Below are 15998 nucleotides of genomic sequence, written 5' to 3'. Positions count from 1 at the left end.
GACCCGAATAGGCGCATGAAGCATATTGATGATAAACTATGCGTCAAGTGCATTTTCTAGGTGGCAAGATCGTGGCTTTCGATAGCGTTGAAGAACTCATCCGGGCGGCGCGCAATGGGCGCAGCCAGAAGGAATTCGCCGATCTACTGGAGGTCGATCAGTCGATGGTGAGCAAGTACGAGCGGGGCAAGGCCAGTCCGCCGATCAGCGTCATCAACCGCTGTATGCGTCTGGTGCATACCGCTGAAGGCGAATCGGCCCCGTCGGCGGAACAGCTCGCCGAACGGGTGCGCGTGACCTTGGCCGACCCGGAACTGGGGCCGGTGCGCTCGGCGCTCTCCCGCTTGGTGGACGCCGTCGCGTCCGAAAATGCGCAGGCCCGCTCGTCGGGCGCTGCGCCGCAATGACATAGGAGGTCGTATGGCAACGCAATCGACCATCGAATGGACGGAGCAGACCTGGAATCCGGCCACCGGCTGCACCAAGGTCTCGCCGGGTTGCAAGCACTGCTACGCCGAAGTGATGGCGCGTCGTCTGCATGCGATGGGCGCGGCTGGCTATGAAAACGAGTTCAAGCTCACCGTGCATGAGAACCGGCTGGAACAGCCGTTGCTGCGCAAGAAGCCGACGACGTACTTCGTGAACAGCATGAGCGACCTGTTCCACGAGGCCGTGCCGGACAAGTTCCTCGACCGCGTGTTCTCGATCATCGAGGCCACACCGCAGCACACCTACCAAATCCTCACCAAGCGCGCGGAGCGCCTGCCCGAGTATTTCTCGAAGCGCGCTTGCCCGCAGAACGTGTGGCTGGGCGTATCGGTGGAGGACAAAAAGTACGGCGTGCCGCGCATCGACCACCTGCGCAAGGTGGACGCCCACATCCGCTTCCTCTCGGTCGAGCCGTTGCTGGAAGACTTGGGCAGCCTCAACCTGCGCGACATCCACTGGGTGATCGTCGGCGGCGAATCAGGCCACAAGGCCCGCCCCATGCGCGAGGAGTGGGTGGCGAATGTGCAGGTGCAGGCTGAGGCCGCCGGCGCGGCGTTCTTCTTCAAGCAGTGGGGCGGCTGGGGCGCGGACGGCGTCAAGCGCCACAAGAAGGCGAACGGCCGCGTCTTCCGTGGCCGCACATGGGATGACTATCCGGAAGCGGTTGCGCAACCCTAGAAATCAAACGCGCCTTGGCCCTCGACGTTGGAGGCCGTGGCCCAGAATTTGTGGGCGAGTTCGTGCTTGGCTGCAAGCAGCAACCAGTACAGCGGCTGGTTATTGCTGCCCGTGAGCAAGCGCATGTCGGTGGAAGGCCACACGCCAAGGCCCGCGACCTTGTCGCGCCAGAACTGGAAGATCTGTTGCCGAAGTTCCTGTTGCCCCTGTGCGATGGACACCTTCTCGCGCCATCCGGGCGCGAAGGTATCGAACGGTGAGTTGTCCGTGGTCGCGTAGCTCACGACATTGCGCTGCAAGTCCATCTGACTGATGTGGACCAGCATGTCGATGCGCTTGAGCGCGGACAAGGCGACGACGATGTCGAAGTTCAGCGCCGCCAGATCGAAGGGATCGAGAAACGCGAAGTTCAGGCCATAAGCGTTGAGCTTGGTGATGACGGTTTTCACCGCATCGACTGCGCCACCATCGACTTCAACGACCGGCGCGCCTAAGTTGCGCAGGCGGGTTGCAGCGGCTTGACGCCGCTGGGTGTCGAGGTCGCCGATGAAGACCTGCGAGAACGGCGCGTTGCCTTCCTGGCTTTTCTTCCACGCGGCGACGACACCGCCGTCAATCCATTCGCCAGTGTCCCTGACCTTACATCGTCCAGGGCCACAGAACAGGTCGATGTAGGTCGCGCCTGCCTTTCCGGGGCCGAGATACTTCGCGCGGGTGCTGCGCGAGATATCGATGTAGCGGCACAGGTAGTCGTGCTTCTCCTTGGCCCAGACGCCCACTTCCTCGGCAGGCAGTCCATCGTCTCCGTCGATCAGTTTTCCCATCGCCTACTCCCTGCATTTTCGTACGAAGAAACCGTTCGAATGCGCTTGCTCTTCCCCTCAGAGCCGGAACAGCTTCTTGATTTCATTCTCCGCCGTTACCGGCATGTCATCCTTTTCGTACTGCCGAACATTGGCCACGATAGTCCTTGCTCGCGTAATTTCGTTGTTCACCCACTGCGAGTACGATGAGCTCGTAGTCAGGTTTTCGATGACCGTAAGAAAGTAGTCTTTCTGGTTTGACAGGAACCAGAAACTCAGACCACACACCCATTTTTCCATTTCAAAGGATTGGAATGGAAACCCGGCGGTTGCATTCCAGTATTTGAACAACCGAATGGAGGGCTTGATCAGCGATTTATGCTCTTTGTTCTTGGCTTCGAGCGTGGCGTTGAAGTCATTCGGGTTGGTTGTCATCCAACCGCCGGAGCCATTCGGGATTTGCAGTTCGCCGAGCCATGTCGACGTTGCTGGCACGAGGTCGAACTTGATGTGGTTTAGTTCGAGCACGATGGTCGGGCTGGACTGCCGGATTTCCGACGAGCTGTAGTACTTCTCGACGAAAGTCTTCAGCCGGTTCAAGTACGTCTGCGGCGTAGCATTGTTCTCGCTGAATACGATCATGTAATCGATATCCGAGTGCTCGTCCATCGAGCGCGGCAAGATCGTGCCCCGCGTCGAGGAGCCGAAGCGGAAGTGCTGCTTGATTACACCGCTGGTGAAATGCAGCCCGATCCGGGCTTGCAGCGTCGAAATCGAGGTTGTGATTGACGACTGCTCGGTCGAAGAAAGCACTGCGTTGCTGGCCGTATCCGTGAGAAAACTCAATACCGACATTCCGTCACTCCTCCCTGTCCACCTTGTGGGTTGATTCGCCTTCCTCGATACCCCTGCGCGCGGCGACGAAAGCCCTACGAGGAATGCTCGGACTTTTCTGGTTCAACTCGTTACGCGCGGCCGCAAGAACCTTCAACTTCTCGGGCATCTCGTCCAGCCGATCCACCTGCAGCAGTTCGATTTCTCGGAAGAAGCGCGTTTCATTTCTGAGGGCCAGGAATTGCCCTGCGGCAGCCCTATGCATTGCCGCACGCTCATTGGGCTTGAGAAACGTCATCAGCCCCGTCAGCAACGATGCCAGCAGTGCGAATGCGCTTGCTAATTCCGGCTGGCTCTTGATCAGCGTGGCCCCAGCAATCGCCGCGAGAGCCGTCGCGGGAATCCCCAGCCAGTAGTGACGCTTCACCCAAGTATCTTCAGCGTTGAAGTGCCCTTTGCTGGAGTACGTCGCGTCCTCCTCAAGGCGCTCGGCTTCGCGGCGCAATGCGGAAATCCTGTTCTGATCGGCTTCGGACGATTCGCTCATGGTGTGTCGCGCCTCCCTCGCATCGGCCTATTGCGCCTGCTGGATCGCCCGACGCAGCGATGCAGAGACTTCCCAGACGTTGGACTGGCCGCCCATATATCTGGAAACCTTGATGTGATTGTTGCTTTCCAGCAGGTTCAGCACGAAGTCGACGAAGGCGCAGGGCTTGTCGACGCGCGTTGCCAGTTCCTCGTTCTGGCGGACGTTTTCGTTGACCAGCAACGCGGCGATCCGGGCAACCACGTCCTGATAGTCTGCGACATACGCCTGCGCAAATTGCTGAAAACCGTAGTCCGTGAGCACGACATGCGACAGCGGTGCGCCGAGAACTCGCCCGATCTTGACGTAGTAGTGCTGTTCGAGAATATCCAGCGAGTCGAAAAGCTCCTGCTGCGGCACATCTTGGAGCGCCGGTTCAGCGCGCAGCCGATCCCAGTCCACCAGACCTACGTCCTCATCGATTTGTACCCGGGCAATGACGCGCAAGGCCAAGTCATCGACCCGCGTCAAGCCGGAAATCAATGGCGCTGGCCCGGAGAACCGGGCTGGCGGCTCGCCGATGGTCGGCTTGTCGTCCACGTCGAAGATTGCCGACAGGATGCGCTGCAAGCTCTGGCTGTAGTCGGTGAGGTCATCGACCCGCTGCCAGAGGGTGGATCGCAGGCTTTCGGGCACCTCGCAATCGTCGATGACGACAGGGATCAATCGGGTTCCACGGCTGATCCTGTTGACCACCGAGGTGTTCAGCTCCTCCCGAACCCAAGGCTTCTGGACGCTGACCTTGGACAAGACGACGATGACGGCTCGCGCCTCCTTCAGCCCTTCCTCGAAGATCTTGTCCACCAGGCTGTCGCCCGGCTTCATCTCCCACTGGTCGAGCCACGCATCGACGCCGTTCTCACGCAAACGCCGTGCGAACTCGACGACGAAGCGATCCTTGTCTTCGCTGGCGTGGCTGACGAAGACCTTAGGGGCGTTCATTCACCAGCCTCGAATTCCGCGCTCTTGAACTTCAGCACGTTGCAGTTTTCTTTCACCGCGCGCTGAAGGCCATCGTCGAAGCTGGTCGGAGATTCGGCCTGAATCTCGACGGCGATCCGTACCTTCACGCCGGGGCGCAGGGTGAACTGCTGCACGACCTCGTCCACCAGATCGGCGAACTGCCGCTTGGCCTGAATCGGGTCGAGGTCGATGCTGGCGTAGAACTGCTTCTTGGCGCTCGCCGCGCTGCCGCCGGTCGGGTAGCTGCCCTTGCCGGAATCCTCGACGCGAGGGGGAACCTCGCCTCCACCTGTCACCACAGTCGTCGTTGCACCGGCTCCTGCATCGGCAGCCTTGGCGCGCGACGCTTCTTCGGCCGCGCGCAGGCTCTCCATGTAGGCGGCTGCGGTGAGCGGTTCAACCAGCAGCAGCGACGAATCCATGATCAGCGACGTGCGCTTGCCGTAGCTGAACCCTACGTAGCGCAGCTTGCCGCCATCCTGCTCCTTGCCCTGCGCGAAGCCGAAGAACTCGCGGCTTTCCGCACCTGCACCCATCGTGGTCTGGAACACAGTGTCGTCTTTCAAGCGCGGCAGGTAGAGCTGCTGGCAGCTCTGCTGCCACACGTTGAGGGCGCTGGTGTCCTTGGCGTCGTCCTTCCAGAACCAGTCTTTCAGCACCTTGGCCAGATGGATCGGGGCCCATTCGCTGATGAGCAGTTCGTTCTCCTTGAGCACGCGCTCGATCTCCTGCGACCAGTTCTGCGCGCCGGGGTTGAGCGGAAAGTGCTCCCACACCAAGTCGGACAGCCCCTTGCCAGGGCGAGCTTCCTGCACAGGCGCGAGCAGCCATTTGAAGGTTTCGCGGATCATGCGCCGCACCGTTTCCTCGGCCTGCTCCAGACTGGCCTGCGCCTGCTTGGCCATCAGGTTGTCGAGGACGATGCGGTTGTCCTTGTAGTCGCCGACGATGCTGCGCCACGCGAGGTGCGAGCGAACGTGATCCTTCAGGCGGCTCACGCTGTCGTAGTCCGCCGCCACGAAGATCAGGCGGTTCTGCTTGAAACGGGGCTGGTCGCCGCGTTTCTTCAGAATCTCGGTCGCGCGCTCGATGGCGAGGCTCTGGCCGCTCTTGCTGAAGGCCGCGTCCGGCGGCAGCACCACCAACCGCAGCGCCCAGTCGTCGGGCACGTCGCCGCTGCTGGTGAAGGTGTGGATGCCGCCGAACACCCCGCTGGCAAGGCTGCGCTGCACGCGCTCGCGGATCGAGGGGAACACGTCCTCCCTGTCTTGGAAGCGGCGCTTGCGCTCCTCCATCTCGCGCCGCAGGTTCGGGCGCGTGTCCAGCCAGAAGCGGTTGTTGGCAGCGTTCAGGTAGTGCAGCCGGTCGCCTAAGCGCCGCAGCGCGTCCTTGAAAAGGTTGGGCTGCTGTCCGGGCAAGGCCACGCCAAGGATCACGCGTTCCAGTTCCAGACCGCGCACGCCCTGGTTGGCCGTGCTGGGCGCGCTGCCCAGAAAGATGGCGCGCGCTGCGCGGCGGCAGGCTTGCACGCTGCCGAAGCGGGTGTCCTTGTTCTCGATCTCCCACGTCTCCGAACGCTCGCCGTCCACGTCGCGCTCGATCACCGGCGTCCAGCCCTGCGGCAGGTAGTACAGCGCCTCGTTCAGCGTGTCCGCATCCATCAGCGGAAAGCTGCCGGGCATGATCAGCGGATCGTTGTTGCCGTCCTTCCACAGACGGTGGATCACCTTCGCCATCAACTTCAGCACGCCACGCGTGCGCTGGAAGTTGTCCAGCGTTGACCAGTCCTCGTACAGGCGGTCGAACACCTCCGGGTGAACCGGGTAGGCGTGGATTAGCCGCTCCAGATACTTGCTGTCCTGCGTCTCCTGCGGGAAATCGTCGCGGTTCTCAATGTAGTAGTCCGCGAATGCTCGGCAGACCGACTCCATCGCCAGCTTGTCGTTGATGTTAGAAAAGAGCCGCCGACGCACGATCTCGAACGCCTCCTCGGTGGCCACCGGCTTCCACAGTGCCTGAATCCGCCCGAAGTAGTGCGCCAGGGATGCCAGCGCCTTCTCGCCTCGCTGGCTGCCTGCCTCCTTGGCGGATTCCGGTAGCGAAGCCAGCAACACGGCGGTCGGCACTGCCTTCAGGGCTTCCGTCAGCGCCTGCACGAAGCTGAGGTTGGAATCGAAGGTGCCGCCAGACAGCGCCTTTCCTTCTTCGAACTGGCGCACATAAGCCACCAGCTCGTCGATCAGGATGACGCAGGGCGCGTAGCGGGCCAGCAGATCGGCCAGCACCTCCTTGCCCGGCGACGTGCCCGAGGCATCGGCTTCCGCCACGAGCTTGAAACCCTCGGCTCCGCCCAACTGCCATGCCAAATCGCCCCACAGCGTGCGGATGCTCTGCCCATCCTTCACCACCGGCTGATTGGGCGAGGACTTGATGCCGTCGAGCACCGCGATGCGCGCCTTGGGCAGTTCGGTCACGCTCGCCGCATCGAGGATGGCGGGAACACCCTGCAAATCACTGGCCGGTGCCTCGCCCTTGGCGAGGTGATAGACGGCCAGCATGGTGTGCGTCTTGCCCCCGCCGAAGGCGGTCTGAAGCTGAATGACCGGGTCGCCGCCCTGGCCCGCGAGGCGCTTGACCACCGAGTCCAGCAACAGCCGCATGCCTTCGGTGATAAAGGTGCGCTGGAAGAACAGTGCCGGGTTCTGGTACTCCGCGTTGGCCGTGCCCGCATGCACGCGCGACAGGTCGGCGGCGAATTCGGCCTGCTGGAACTTGCCTTCCCGCACATCGGAGTGCGGTTCCGCGATTTCGCGCCAAGGTTTCAATGCCATGTTCTTCCCCTCAGATTTCCAGTTGTCCTTGCGAGCCGAGCACGCCCGCTTCGCCTGCGGCCTGTTCGATGGCGCTCCAGGCAGTGACCAGCTCGTTGTAGGCGCGCGCCTCCTCGGCCCAGCCCTTGCGTTCGCACAGGGTGTAGAGTCGGTAGGCGAGCGCGCGGATGGTTTCGGCTTTAGCGGGCATGCGCGCCAGCAAGCTACCTGCGGCGGATTCGCCGTCTTGATTCAACGCTCGGATGAGCTGGTGCAGTGCCTCCCACACGGGCAGGCGCGCATCACGCTCCGGCTCCCAGTCGCGGGGCATCTCAGCCCACTTGAGCAGGCGCAAATCGCCCTTGCTCGAATCCACCACACCGCTGGCTTGCAGGCCGCCGACGCTGGTGCCCTTGGCGCGGGCCAGCACGTCGGCGTCGCCATACTTGCCGGTGGCCCAGCCCTGCTGCTCGAACCAGTGCAGACAGAACTGCGTGTCGTGGTCGAAGTCGTCCTCAGATAGGAAGCGATTGATCAGTTGCAGCGCGGTGCGCACGTTCATGGGCGTGCCATCGGCTTCCAGCACCGCGGCGTACTGGCTGAAGATCGCCATGCCGGGGCCGATGATGGCCTGCGACAGGTCCACCGGTGCGACGGGTGAGTTCACGCCGCCCCGAGTCATCTCGTCCAATGCCTCAGGCAATGCGGCGTTCAGTTCCCGGATGAACTCCCGGCGGCTGACGGTGGTCGCGTCCTTGGTGCGTTGACGGCAGACCAAGATGATGCTGGAGGCTAGCGCGTTCGTGCCAGAGCTGATCATGCGGTTGCCCAGCTCGGTACGCATGGGCCACGTACCCGTCAGCGCGAAGCCAGCCCTAATCACTGCCTCCAGGAAGGTCTCCCACCCGGTACTAGAGGTGCCAGCCTCACCCTTGGTCTCGCTCTGTTTGAAGGCGTAGTAGATGGTGACAGGGAGCGCCGGATGTGCCTGCTCGGCTAGGGAGTGCATAGCCTCCGTCATGCCGTTCAGGAAGAAGGCTTCTGCCCTCTCTTTGCTGCCGTGACGGAACGGAGTGGCCACAAGCTCCTCCGCTTTCGGCACGGCTAAAGTGGCGTATAGCGAAGGGTAGATCGGCCTCAGGCTCCGGCGTAGCCAGACGTAGAAAAAGTCTGAGAGGTCGGCGTACCCGATGTTGTCGTAATAAGGGGGGTCTGTGGAGATGACCTTCCGACTACTCAGGCTTTGCCCATTGGCATTCTCTTGGGACGCTGTTCCGGAAGCTCGGGCACTCAGCGAAAAATCAATGACCTTCGCAACCCATCCGACTGCATCCTCGTAATTCCCGGATGATGGGCTAAAAGGATTCCCCTCAACAAAGTCCCAGACCATCGGCAATGCATGGCGACCGAACGTGTTTGCGATCTTGGGTGCATATCCAGTCGGATTTGGATCCCAGCGACAGAGCGAAGAATGTCTGTCGGCCATCCGGCTCACGGAGAACGCCAGATACACACCAACCGCTTGCGAGTAAGCAGTTGCGCCAACGCCTGCTGCGTCTAGTGTGATGCCATCATCTTTAAGTCCGGCTCGGATTGCATCTTGCCTACAGCGATCAATCGCTTCGGACACTAGGTCGGCAAGTGTTCCAAGAATGAGCTTTTGCCGATTAGTGAAGAGATCGGCGTAGCTCTTCATGCCATAGAGCTGAATTCGAAATCCGAGTGCCTTTTCAGGAAGGGGGGTTTCCGGTTGCCACTCAGGCCGTGCCTGCAAAGCGATTGACTCGTGTTCGCTTGTAGGCGAGAGATACACGCGGCCTACCTTCGTCTCCGCGACAACCGCCATCAACTTTGTGCCGAGCCGGTTCGCCATCGCCTCAGTTCGAATGTGGTCGAAGCTGATTGGGCTTTCAGACATCAGGCACGTGAACGAGGATCCACTGCCGCTGGCCTTTGTGCCCTTCTTTGCTGCCTCGTCCGGGGGGCCGAGCTTCACGACGAAGCGGTACCCGTCTGGCTCAAGTTGCGGTTGGATGTAGGCCTGCTTGTCACCCTTCGGATACAGAACAAATGTCGAAGCCAGTGGCACGTCGACATGGCTGAAGGCCGGGTTTGGGCTCTTAACTGTGCGCGCCCATAGCCACGCGATGACGGTAAGCGACTGACCCACCAACGGCAACAAGTCTGGCCGCTCGGTCGCCATCTCGGGGGTGACTGTGATCTTTGGATAGAGCTTTCCGATTCGCTGCTCAGCCTGCTCGCGTATCCAGGCGCCATATCGGCGCACGTCCTCTGCCAAGCCGTGTGCGCCGCTCCAGTCCTCATGCAGCTTGGTCTGCTTATCGCGTGTGGGCACTGGTCCCACAGGTGCGGACCCAGCAAAGCGCGGCGGAATTTCGATCATGGCCTTATTGATAGTGACGGCCACGGGATTGAGGTCGGAGGCGTAACTCTCCAGGCCTAGACGCTGCGCCTCCAACGGCAGCGCACCGCCGCCCGCAAAGGGGTCGTGAAAGGCGGGAAGCTTGTCGGGGTTGAATAGCTCGGCAGCCTGCGGGTGGCCTCTGTTCAGTTCGCAAACCTCACGCCACGAGCGGCGGATTTCGGCGCGGGCGCGTTCCAACACCTCTTCGTTGTTGGTGTTCTCCCACTGCACCAGGTCTTCGATAATCTTGAACAGCCGCTCACGCTCGGCCTGCGCCTTCTCCTTGTTGACGCCGTAGCGAAACCCACCACCTTGCTGGTAGCCGGGGTCGTTGACCATCTGCGCGAAGATGACCGCCCGCGCTGCCGCCAGCGGACGCCGTGCCCACCACAGGTGCAGCGTGCTGGGGTGGCCGTGGCGAATGGACTTCTCGCGCGCGGCAGCGGCGTTAATCGCGTCCAAAGGCAGGGCGACTTCGATGAGTTTCTTGGGTGTCTTGATGTTGTTGTTCATTTAGTCGTCTTTCTCCCAGCCGACCTTGCCATCGCACTGGCTGCAGCCGACTGAGTAACTGTGTTCCATGTCGCCGGTGTTGTATTCGTTGCACCACTGGCACTGCTCGATGCCATCCGAGATATCGAAACAGCTCGCGCAGAAGTAGTGATCGCCGCGCCTGACGACGGTGTGGTAGCCGTCGCAGTTCCCGCAGTTGGCAGGCTCCCAACGATCGTCACCATCCTTGATGCCGATGTGTGCTGCATCGTGATCCGTCAGCGCATCCACTAGGTGCTCTGGCTCGATGGCTTCCCCGCAGTGCTCACACGTCGCGTAGCCCTCGTTCGCAATGACGGTGGATTCACCACAGTGCGGGCAGTCGAGCTCGACCTGCGTTTCGGTGTGATCGCACACCAAACAGCGCAACGACGCGATCTGGTCGTCAAGGTCGTCGGGGATGGCCGCCTTGAAGCCGCAGGCGCTGCACGCTTTCGGCGCGCTGCCTGCCTTGCGGGCGGCGTCCAGCTCGGCCTTGAGCGCCTTGAACTTGGCGGCCAAGTATTTCCGGTGCCCCTTCATCGCGCGATCCGCGTGGGCGATCTCGCTGCCGAAGTCGTGGAAGTAGGTGTCCCACCGGCTCAACAGGCGGTGCAGATGGAACCACGAGCGGCAGTGCTCGGCGACGATCTGCGCCTTGGCCTTTTCGTCGCTGTCCAGCCCGTTGTGGAAGAAGTGAACCATCTTGTTGCGATGGTTCGCCAGCGCGCGGAAGCTGTTGTAGGCGTCGTCGCCGATGTCCTCGCCCGCAACATCACGAATCCGCGCCCTGGCATCTTCCAGTGTGACCGAGATGAAGTCCCCGGCCATGAATTTGGCGAGATTGGCCTGATCGGGCTTGGAGACGATCAGCGACCAATGCTCTTTCATCAGCCGCGCCTTGAGCAGCATCTCGACTGCCGCGCAGAAGTGGATGACCGAGTATTTGGGGCTCTTGTCGAACTCTGCGATGCCGCGCTCCAAGAAGTCGAAGGCGTTGCGGGTCAGCGAGTCGAAGATGTCGTGGTGCTGATCGACCATCACAACGAGGCTCCCGGTGCGACGGCCTTGGCCAGCAACTGGCCCAGATCGAGGTTCTTGCTGGTTTCCGCCCAGTCCGGCTCCTGCGTGAAGGGCTGGCGCACGTAGAACGGGCCTTCGTGCTTGTTCCCGTCCACCAGCACGATGGCGAGGATGAACTTGTCCGCTTGGTTCAGGCCGTAGAGGATTTCGTTGCGGGTGACTGTGATCGTGGACTGGCCCTTGGCGCGGCCCTTCACCTCGATGTGGCGCGTGGTCGTCAGACGACCATCCACGGGCTTGGGCTGGCTGGTGACGTCCCAGCCGCATTTCTGCGCCGACACGTCGATGACGTCATGACCGAGCGCGCGTTCGGCCTCCATGACCGCGCGCATGGCCATCTGCTCGACACGGGCGCGGGCGTCGGCGTCTGCCGACCAGCCGCCTTGTTCGGCAGGGACGCCCTTGCGCTGCATCAGCAGCCCCGCCGGGATGACCAGCGCGCCGCCGAGCACGACCGGCGTGGCCGAGACCACATGGCGCATGGCCAGCAGTTCCTTCTCGCGCGACTGGCGGCGGGCCGTCAGGTCGTCGATGGTGCGGCGGACGTTCTCCAGCGTCAGGCGCACGTCCTTGCCTGCGGCCAGATCGTCTTGCAGTTTGATGTAGCGGTCAGACCAGAAATTGATCTCCTTGACCAGGCGCTCGTGGACGGCGGCCAAGGTCTTGTCCACGGACTTCTCGCGCCGCGAGCGCACTTCGTCGAAGTGCTCGGGCACGAGGTGGCTGCCCGCGTGGGCGAGCGCCGCATGCTCCAGATCTTTGGCGATCCACGGCGAGGCCAACACGTCTTGGATCAGCGCCATGTCGCCAGCGGCGAGCGGCTCCAAGTCCAAATGCGGTGCCCAGCCCGCGTTGATGGTCTGGCCCGAGGCGTCGATCTCGACGAATTGCATGCGCCGCGAGGCGACGCGGTTGGGGTCTGCGCCTTCCTTGACCGAGTGGTCGATGATGAACATCACCTTCGGCGCTAGCCCCAAGTCGCTCGGGTCGACCAGCACCGCGCCTTGCTTCAACTTGTTGCGGTGCTGCTCCTGCACGATGTCGGTGACCGACTGCATCAAGGGGTGGCCCGGATGCAGCAGGCTCGCCATGGGCGCGCCCACGCGGTCGGTGAGGCGCACGTACTGCTTCTCGAAGCAAACGCGCTCGTAGCGGCGCAGCACCGGGTCGGCGTTGCGGCGATCCCGGCCCGTGATCTGACGGTCGCGCTCGCGGATGATGGCGGGGACGTTGGTGATTTCGTAGCGGCCTTGTTCGCGGGGCCGCAGTTCGCCGCCCAAGGCCGCGAACGCTTGGTTGAAGAAGGCGCGGATGAAGAAAGGCTGGAGCTTGCGGGCCTCGGCCTTCTCCATTTCTTCCTTCACGGCGAACAGGCGCTTCTCGTCCATCACCTCTTCGCACAGGGCGTTGCGCTTGATGATGTTTTCGAGGTGGTGGGTGTCGAGGGCGCCTTCGACCTTCTTGAGCAGACGGGCGCGCACTTCGGGGTCGGCCCCGTACCGGACGGCCTCGATCAGCAAGTCCTTGAGGCTCTTTTCCTCGAACACCTCGCCGAGGATGTCGAATACACGCCCGCCCAGCGCCGCGCGCTCCACTTCGAGCTTCTCGAACAGGCGTTGGAAGACGTCGCCCTCACGAGTTTCGGAGGCGACCATGTTCCAGAGGTGGCAGACCTCGGTCTGGCCGATGCGGTGGATGCGGCCGAAGCGTTGCTCCAACCGGTTAGGGTTCCACGGCAGGTCGTAGTTGACCATCAGGTTGGCGTTTTGCAGGTTCACGCCTTCGCCTGCCGCATCGGTGGCGATCAGCACACGCGCGGTCGGGTCATTGCGGAACAGCTCCTGCACCTTGCGCCGTTCCTCGCGCTTGACGCCGCCGTGGATCATCACCACGGCTTCCTCGCTGCCGATCAGGCCGCGAATCTTCACGGCGAGGTAGTTCAGCGTGTCGCGGTGCTCGGTGAAGATGATGAGCTTGCGCTGACGCCCGGCGTCGTCGTGCATCTCCGGCGTGTCTTGCAACAGGCGGGAGAGTTCGTCCCACTTGCGGTCTTGGCCGGAATGCACGACCTGCCGGGCCTGTTCTTCCAGCCCTTCGAGGATGATGATTTCGGCTTCGAGTTCTTGGATGGTCTGCGCCGCCGTGGCCTGATCGACCAGGGCTTCCTCGAAGTCCTCGTAGGCCTCGGGCGAGAGGTCGTCGGCGGAATCCCAGATGTCTTCGGGCGAGCCGTTGCCTGCACCATTCACGCCGCCGTTCAAGGGGGCGACGGTCTCGACCAGTGACTGGCCGCGCTGGCGCAGTTTTTCGTCCTCGACGCGGCGCTTGAGCTTGTTGCGGCGGCGCTTGAGGGACTGGTAGATGGCCTCGGGGCTGGAGGCGAGCCGCCGTTGCAGCGCGGTCAGGGCGAAGCCGACCGTGCCCTTGCGGCCACCGTCGGCCAACTGATCGGCTTTGGCGAACTCGGTCTTCACGTACTCCGTGACCGCCGCGTACAGGGCGGCCTCCGGATCGGAAAGCTTGTAGTTGACGGTGTAGGCACGGCGCTCGGGGAAGAGGCGCGTACCGTCGAAACGCAACATGTCTTCCTTGACCATGCGGCGCATCAGGTCGGCCACATCCACCTTGTGCGCGCCGTCGCGGAACTTGCCGTAAAAGCGGTCGGCATCCAGCAGCGACATGAAAAGCTGGAAGTCTTCCTCCTTGCCGTTGTGCGGCGTGGCCGTCATCAACAGGAAGTGGCGGGTGATTGAACCCAGCGTCTCACCGAGCAGGAACCGTTTGGTCTTGTTGATCTTGTTGCCGAAGTAGCTGGCCGAAAGCTTGTGGGCTTCGTCAACGACGACCAAGTCCCACTGCGTGAGCATGAGCTTTTCTTGCAGGTCTTCGGCGCGCGCCAGTTGATCGACGCGGGCGACCAGCAGGTCGAAGTCGTCGAAGGGGTTGCCGCTGCGGGACTGCTCGACCTGCTCGCGCGAGAACAGCGTGAACGACAGGCCGAACTTCTCGAACATTTCGTCCTGCCACTGCTCGACCAGCGAGCCGGGCGCGACGATGAGCACGCGCTTGGCGTCGGCGCGCATCAGCAGCTCGCGGATGAACAGGCCCGCCATGATGGTCTTGCCCGCGCCGGGGTCGTCGGCCAGCACGTAGCGCAGTGGCTGGCGCGGCAGCATGGATTCATAGACCGCCGTGATCTGGTGCGGCAGCGGCTCCACGTTCGAGGTGTGGACGGCCATCATCGGATCGAACAGGTGGGCCAGATTGATCCGATAGGCCTCGGCGGCGAGCTTGAAGGCGTCGCCCGGCGCATCGAAGGCCCACGGGCGACCCGACTCGGCCAGCGACAGGTTGGCTTCGTCGGTGCGGAACAGCATCCGCTCGCGCAGCGTGCCGTCGGCGGTCTTGTAGTAAACGGTGAGGGCGTTGTCGCCGACTGGCTCGGTCGTGACGATGCGCACCACCTGCCCGGGCTCCAAGCCCGAGATGGCTGCGTTCTTCTGGATCTGTTCGAGCTTCAGCACGGTGCGCCCCTTCGTCTTCGCTCAGGGCTTGCGCCGGTTGTAGGGCGACTGGTTCGTGGGCTTGAGGGAGACGTCGTTCTCGCTCGCCTTGTTGCGCACGGCGTCTTCAGTGCGGCCCATCTTGATGCCGATGACGCGCGTGGGCGTGTTCTGCTTGGCGAGCTGTTTGAGCTGCGAAACGTCGGCAGGCGTCCATTGCTTGCCGTGGTTGGAGGGAGGCTTAGCCATGATGGAACTCCTTTCGGTGGCGAAAGTGCTTGGGGGCGGGGTTGAAGCAGAAGGCCATGTTCATCACCAATCCTTGCTGCCCTCGCCGTAACCCGGCGCGAGGACGAGGTTGGTGACGCCGTAGAGCGCCTGCCGGTTGCGCAGCCAGAGGTGGTATTCGCCACCCTTGAGGTTGTGGTCGTCGGTGCAGTCCACGTTCCAGCGGCGCAGCAGGTAACCTGCCATCGCCGCGCGCGTGCGCACCTTGAGCACGCCGCCTTCCATGCCGTACTCGGCCTCGATGGTGTCCGGGTGCTGCACGTTGGCCGGATGCGGCACGAGCTCCAGCTCGGTGATCCGGTTCCACTGGATATCCTGAGCGGGCGTTTCGTGATCGGCGACCTCGCCCGGCAGGACACTGGCGTCGTCGAAGCGGCCCAGCACGAAGTCGCGGAACTCGCCGCTGCGCCGGTCGAAGGCCCGCAGGTGCCAACGCAGACCGCTGTCGGCCAACGCGAAGGGCACGATTTCTCGGGTGGTCAGGCCGCTGGACAGGGCGCGGTAGGAAATCTTGACGGCTGCGCCACGGTGGATGGCACGCGTCAAGGTCGAGAGCAACTCCAGATCGACCCGGCCCGGCAGACTGGTGCCTTCGGTGGCGACGATGCCTTTCCATCGGGCCGGTTCGCCATCGCCATAGCCTTGGGACAGCCATGTGAGGACGCGTTCGACCGGGAAGTCGAACAGGGGTCGGAACCACTCGGCCCGCACGTAGACCTTGCCCTTGGTGTCGTACTCCGTGTTGCCCGGGGCCAGGTCCTTGTACTGAGCAATGTCCCGCGTGGCCGCCGCCGCTTGGATGTCGAAGCGCGTGACCAAATCCTGCCGGCGGATTTCGCCCATGAAGCGCAGGCGCAGCTCGACGAACGCGAGGCGGTCGCGCTGCGCTTGGGTCATTCCGGAGAGTCGGTCGGCGGACATAAAGGCGAGGGAGTTTTCCTATGTTTTGGCGGAGCATACACGTATCAAAACAGCATGTCAATTAGACGCAAAACACGCCTATAT

Annotated in this window: 12 protein-coding genes; 2 read left to right on the top strand and 10 right to left on the bottom strand. The window is 62.5% G+C overall.

What is annotated here, in order from left to right; translation table 11 throughout:
- Window positions 1–38: 38 nt before the first annotated feature.
- Both VAR608DRAFT_RS34375 and VAR608DRAFT_RS34370 read left to right on the top strand, forming a co-directional pair.
- Window positions 39–407: a helix-turn-helix domain-containing protein gene (locus VAR608DRAFT_RS34375; RefSeq protein ID WP_231973065.1), complete on the top strand. Its 369-nt coding sequence runs from the start codon at window positions 39–41 to the stop codon at window positions 405–407.
- 13 nt (window positions 408–420) lie between these two features.
- Window positions 421–1167 carry a DUF5131 family protein gene (locus VAR608DRAFT_RS34370; protein ID WP_088958129.1) on the top strand — a complete coding sequence of 249 codons (747 nt, stop codon included), beginning with the start codon at window positions 421–423 and terminating at the stop codon, window positions 1165–1167.
- Here the strand turns inward: VAR608DRAFT_RS34370 and VAR608DRAFT_RS34365 are convergent.
- From VAR608DRAFT_RS34365 to VAR608DRAFT_RS34320, 10 genes are all read right to left on the bottom strand, one after another.
- Window positions 1164–1991, bottom strand: a complete 828-nt coding sequence (locus VAR608DRAFT_RS34365) for a three-Cys-motif partner protein TcmP (protein WP_088958128.1) — start codon at window positions 1989–1991, stop codon at window positions 1164–1166. The genes VAR608DRAFT_RS34370 and VAR608DRAFT_RS34365 overlap by 4 nt on opposite strands.
- Window positions 1992–2048: 57 nt before the next feature.
- Window positions 2049–2825: an SMODS domain-containing nucleotidyltransferase gene (locus VAR608DRAFT_RS34360; protein WP_088958127.1), complete on the bottom strand. Its 777-nt coding sequence runs from the start codon at window positions 2823–2825 to the stop codon at window positions 2049–2051.
- A 4-nt stretch (window positions 2826–2829) separates the two neighbouring features.
- Window positions 2830–3351, bottom strand: coding sequence for an SLATT domain-containing protein (locus VAR608DRAFT_RS34355; RefSeq protein WP_088958126.1), 522 nt, complete (start codon window positions 3349–3351; stop codon window positions 2830–2832).
- A 27-nt stretch (window positions 3352–3378) separates the two neighbouring features.
- Window positions 3379–4332: a toll/interleukin-1 receptor domain-containing protein gene (locus VAR608DRAFT_RS34350; RefSeq protein WP_088958125.1), complete on the bottom strand. Its 954-nt coding sequence runs from the start codon at window positions 4330–4332 to the stop codon at window positions 3379–3381.
- On the bottom strand, window positions 4329–7184 hold the full coding sequence (locus VAR608DRAFT_RS34345) for an ATP-binding protein (RefSeq protein WP_088958124.1): 2856 nt from the start codon (window positions 7182–7184) through the stop codon (window positions 4329–4331). Before VAR608DRAFT_RS34345 ends, VAR608DRAFT_RS34350 begins: the two co-directional genes overlap by 4 nt.
- 10 nt (window positions 7185–7194) lie before the next feature.
- Window positions 7195–10101, bottom strand: coding sequence for a DUF1156 domain-containing protein (locus VAR608DRAFT_RS34340; protein ID WP_088958123.1), 2907 nt, complete (start codon window positions 10099–10101; stop codon window positions 7195–7197).
- Entirely contained in the window at window positions 10102–11160 is a 1059-nt protein-coding gene (locus VAR608DRAFT_RS34335) for a hypothetical protein (protein ID WP_088958122.1), read from the bottom strand.
- Window positions 11160–14726, bottom strand: coding sequence for a helicase-related protein (locus VAR608DRAFT_RS34330; RefSeq protein WP_088958121.1), 3567 nt, complete (start codon window positions 14724–14726; stop codon window positions 11160–11162). Before VAR608DRAFT_RS34330 ends, VAR608DRAFT_RS34335 begins: the two co-directional genes overlap by 1 nt.
- A gap of 21 nt (window positions 14727–14747) precedes the next feature.
- Complete coding sequence (locus VAR608DRAFT_RS34325; protein WP_088958120.1) at window positions 14748–14954, bottom strand: hypothetical protein; 207 nt, start codon at window positions 14952–14954, stop codon at window positions 14748–14750.
- Between the two features lie 63 nt (window positions 14955–15017).
- On the bottom strand, window positions 15018–15914 hold the full coding sequence (locus VAR608DRAFT_RS34320) for a WYL domain-containing protein (RefSeq protein WP_088958119.1): 897 nt from the start codon (window positions 15912–15914) through the stop codon (window positions 15018–15020).
- Window positions 15915–15998 lie beyond the last annotated feature (84 nt).

Origin of the sequence: Variovorax sp. HW608, from assembly GCF_900090195.1 — a bacterium.
Classification (GTDB): Bacteria; Pseudomonadota; Gammaproteobacteria; order Burkholderiales; family Burkholderiaceae_C; genus Variovorax.
This window is presented reverse-complemented; position numbering and strand designations above follow the sequence as displayed.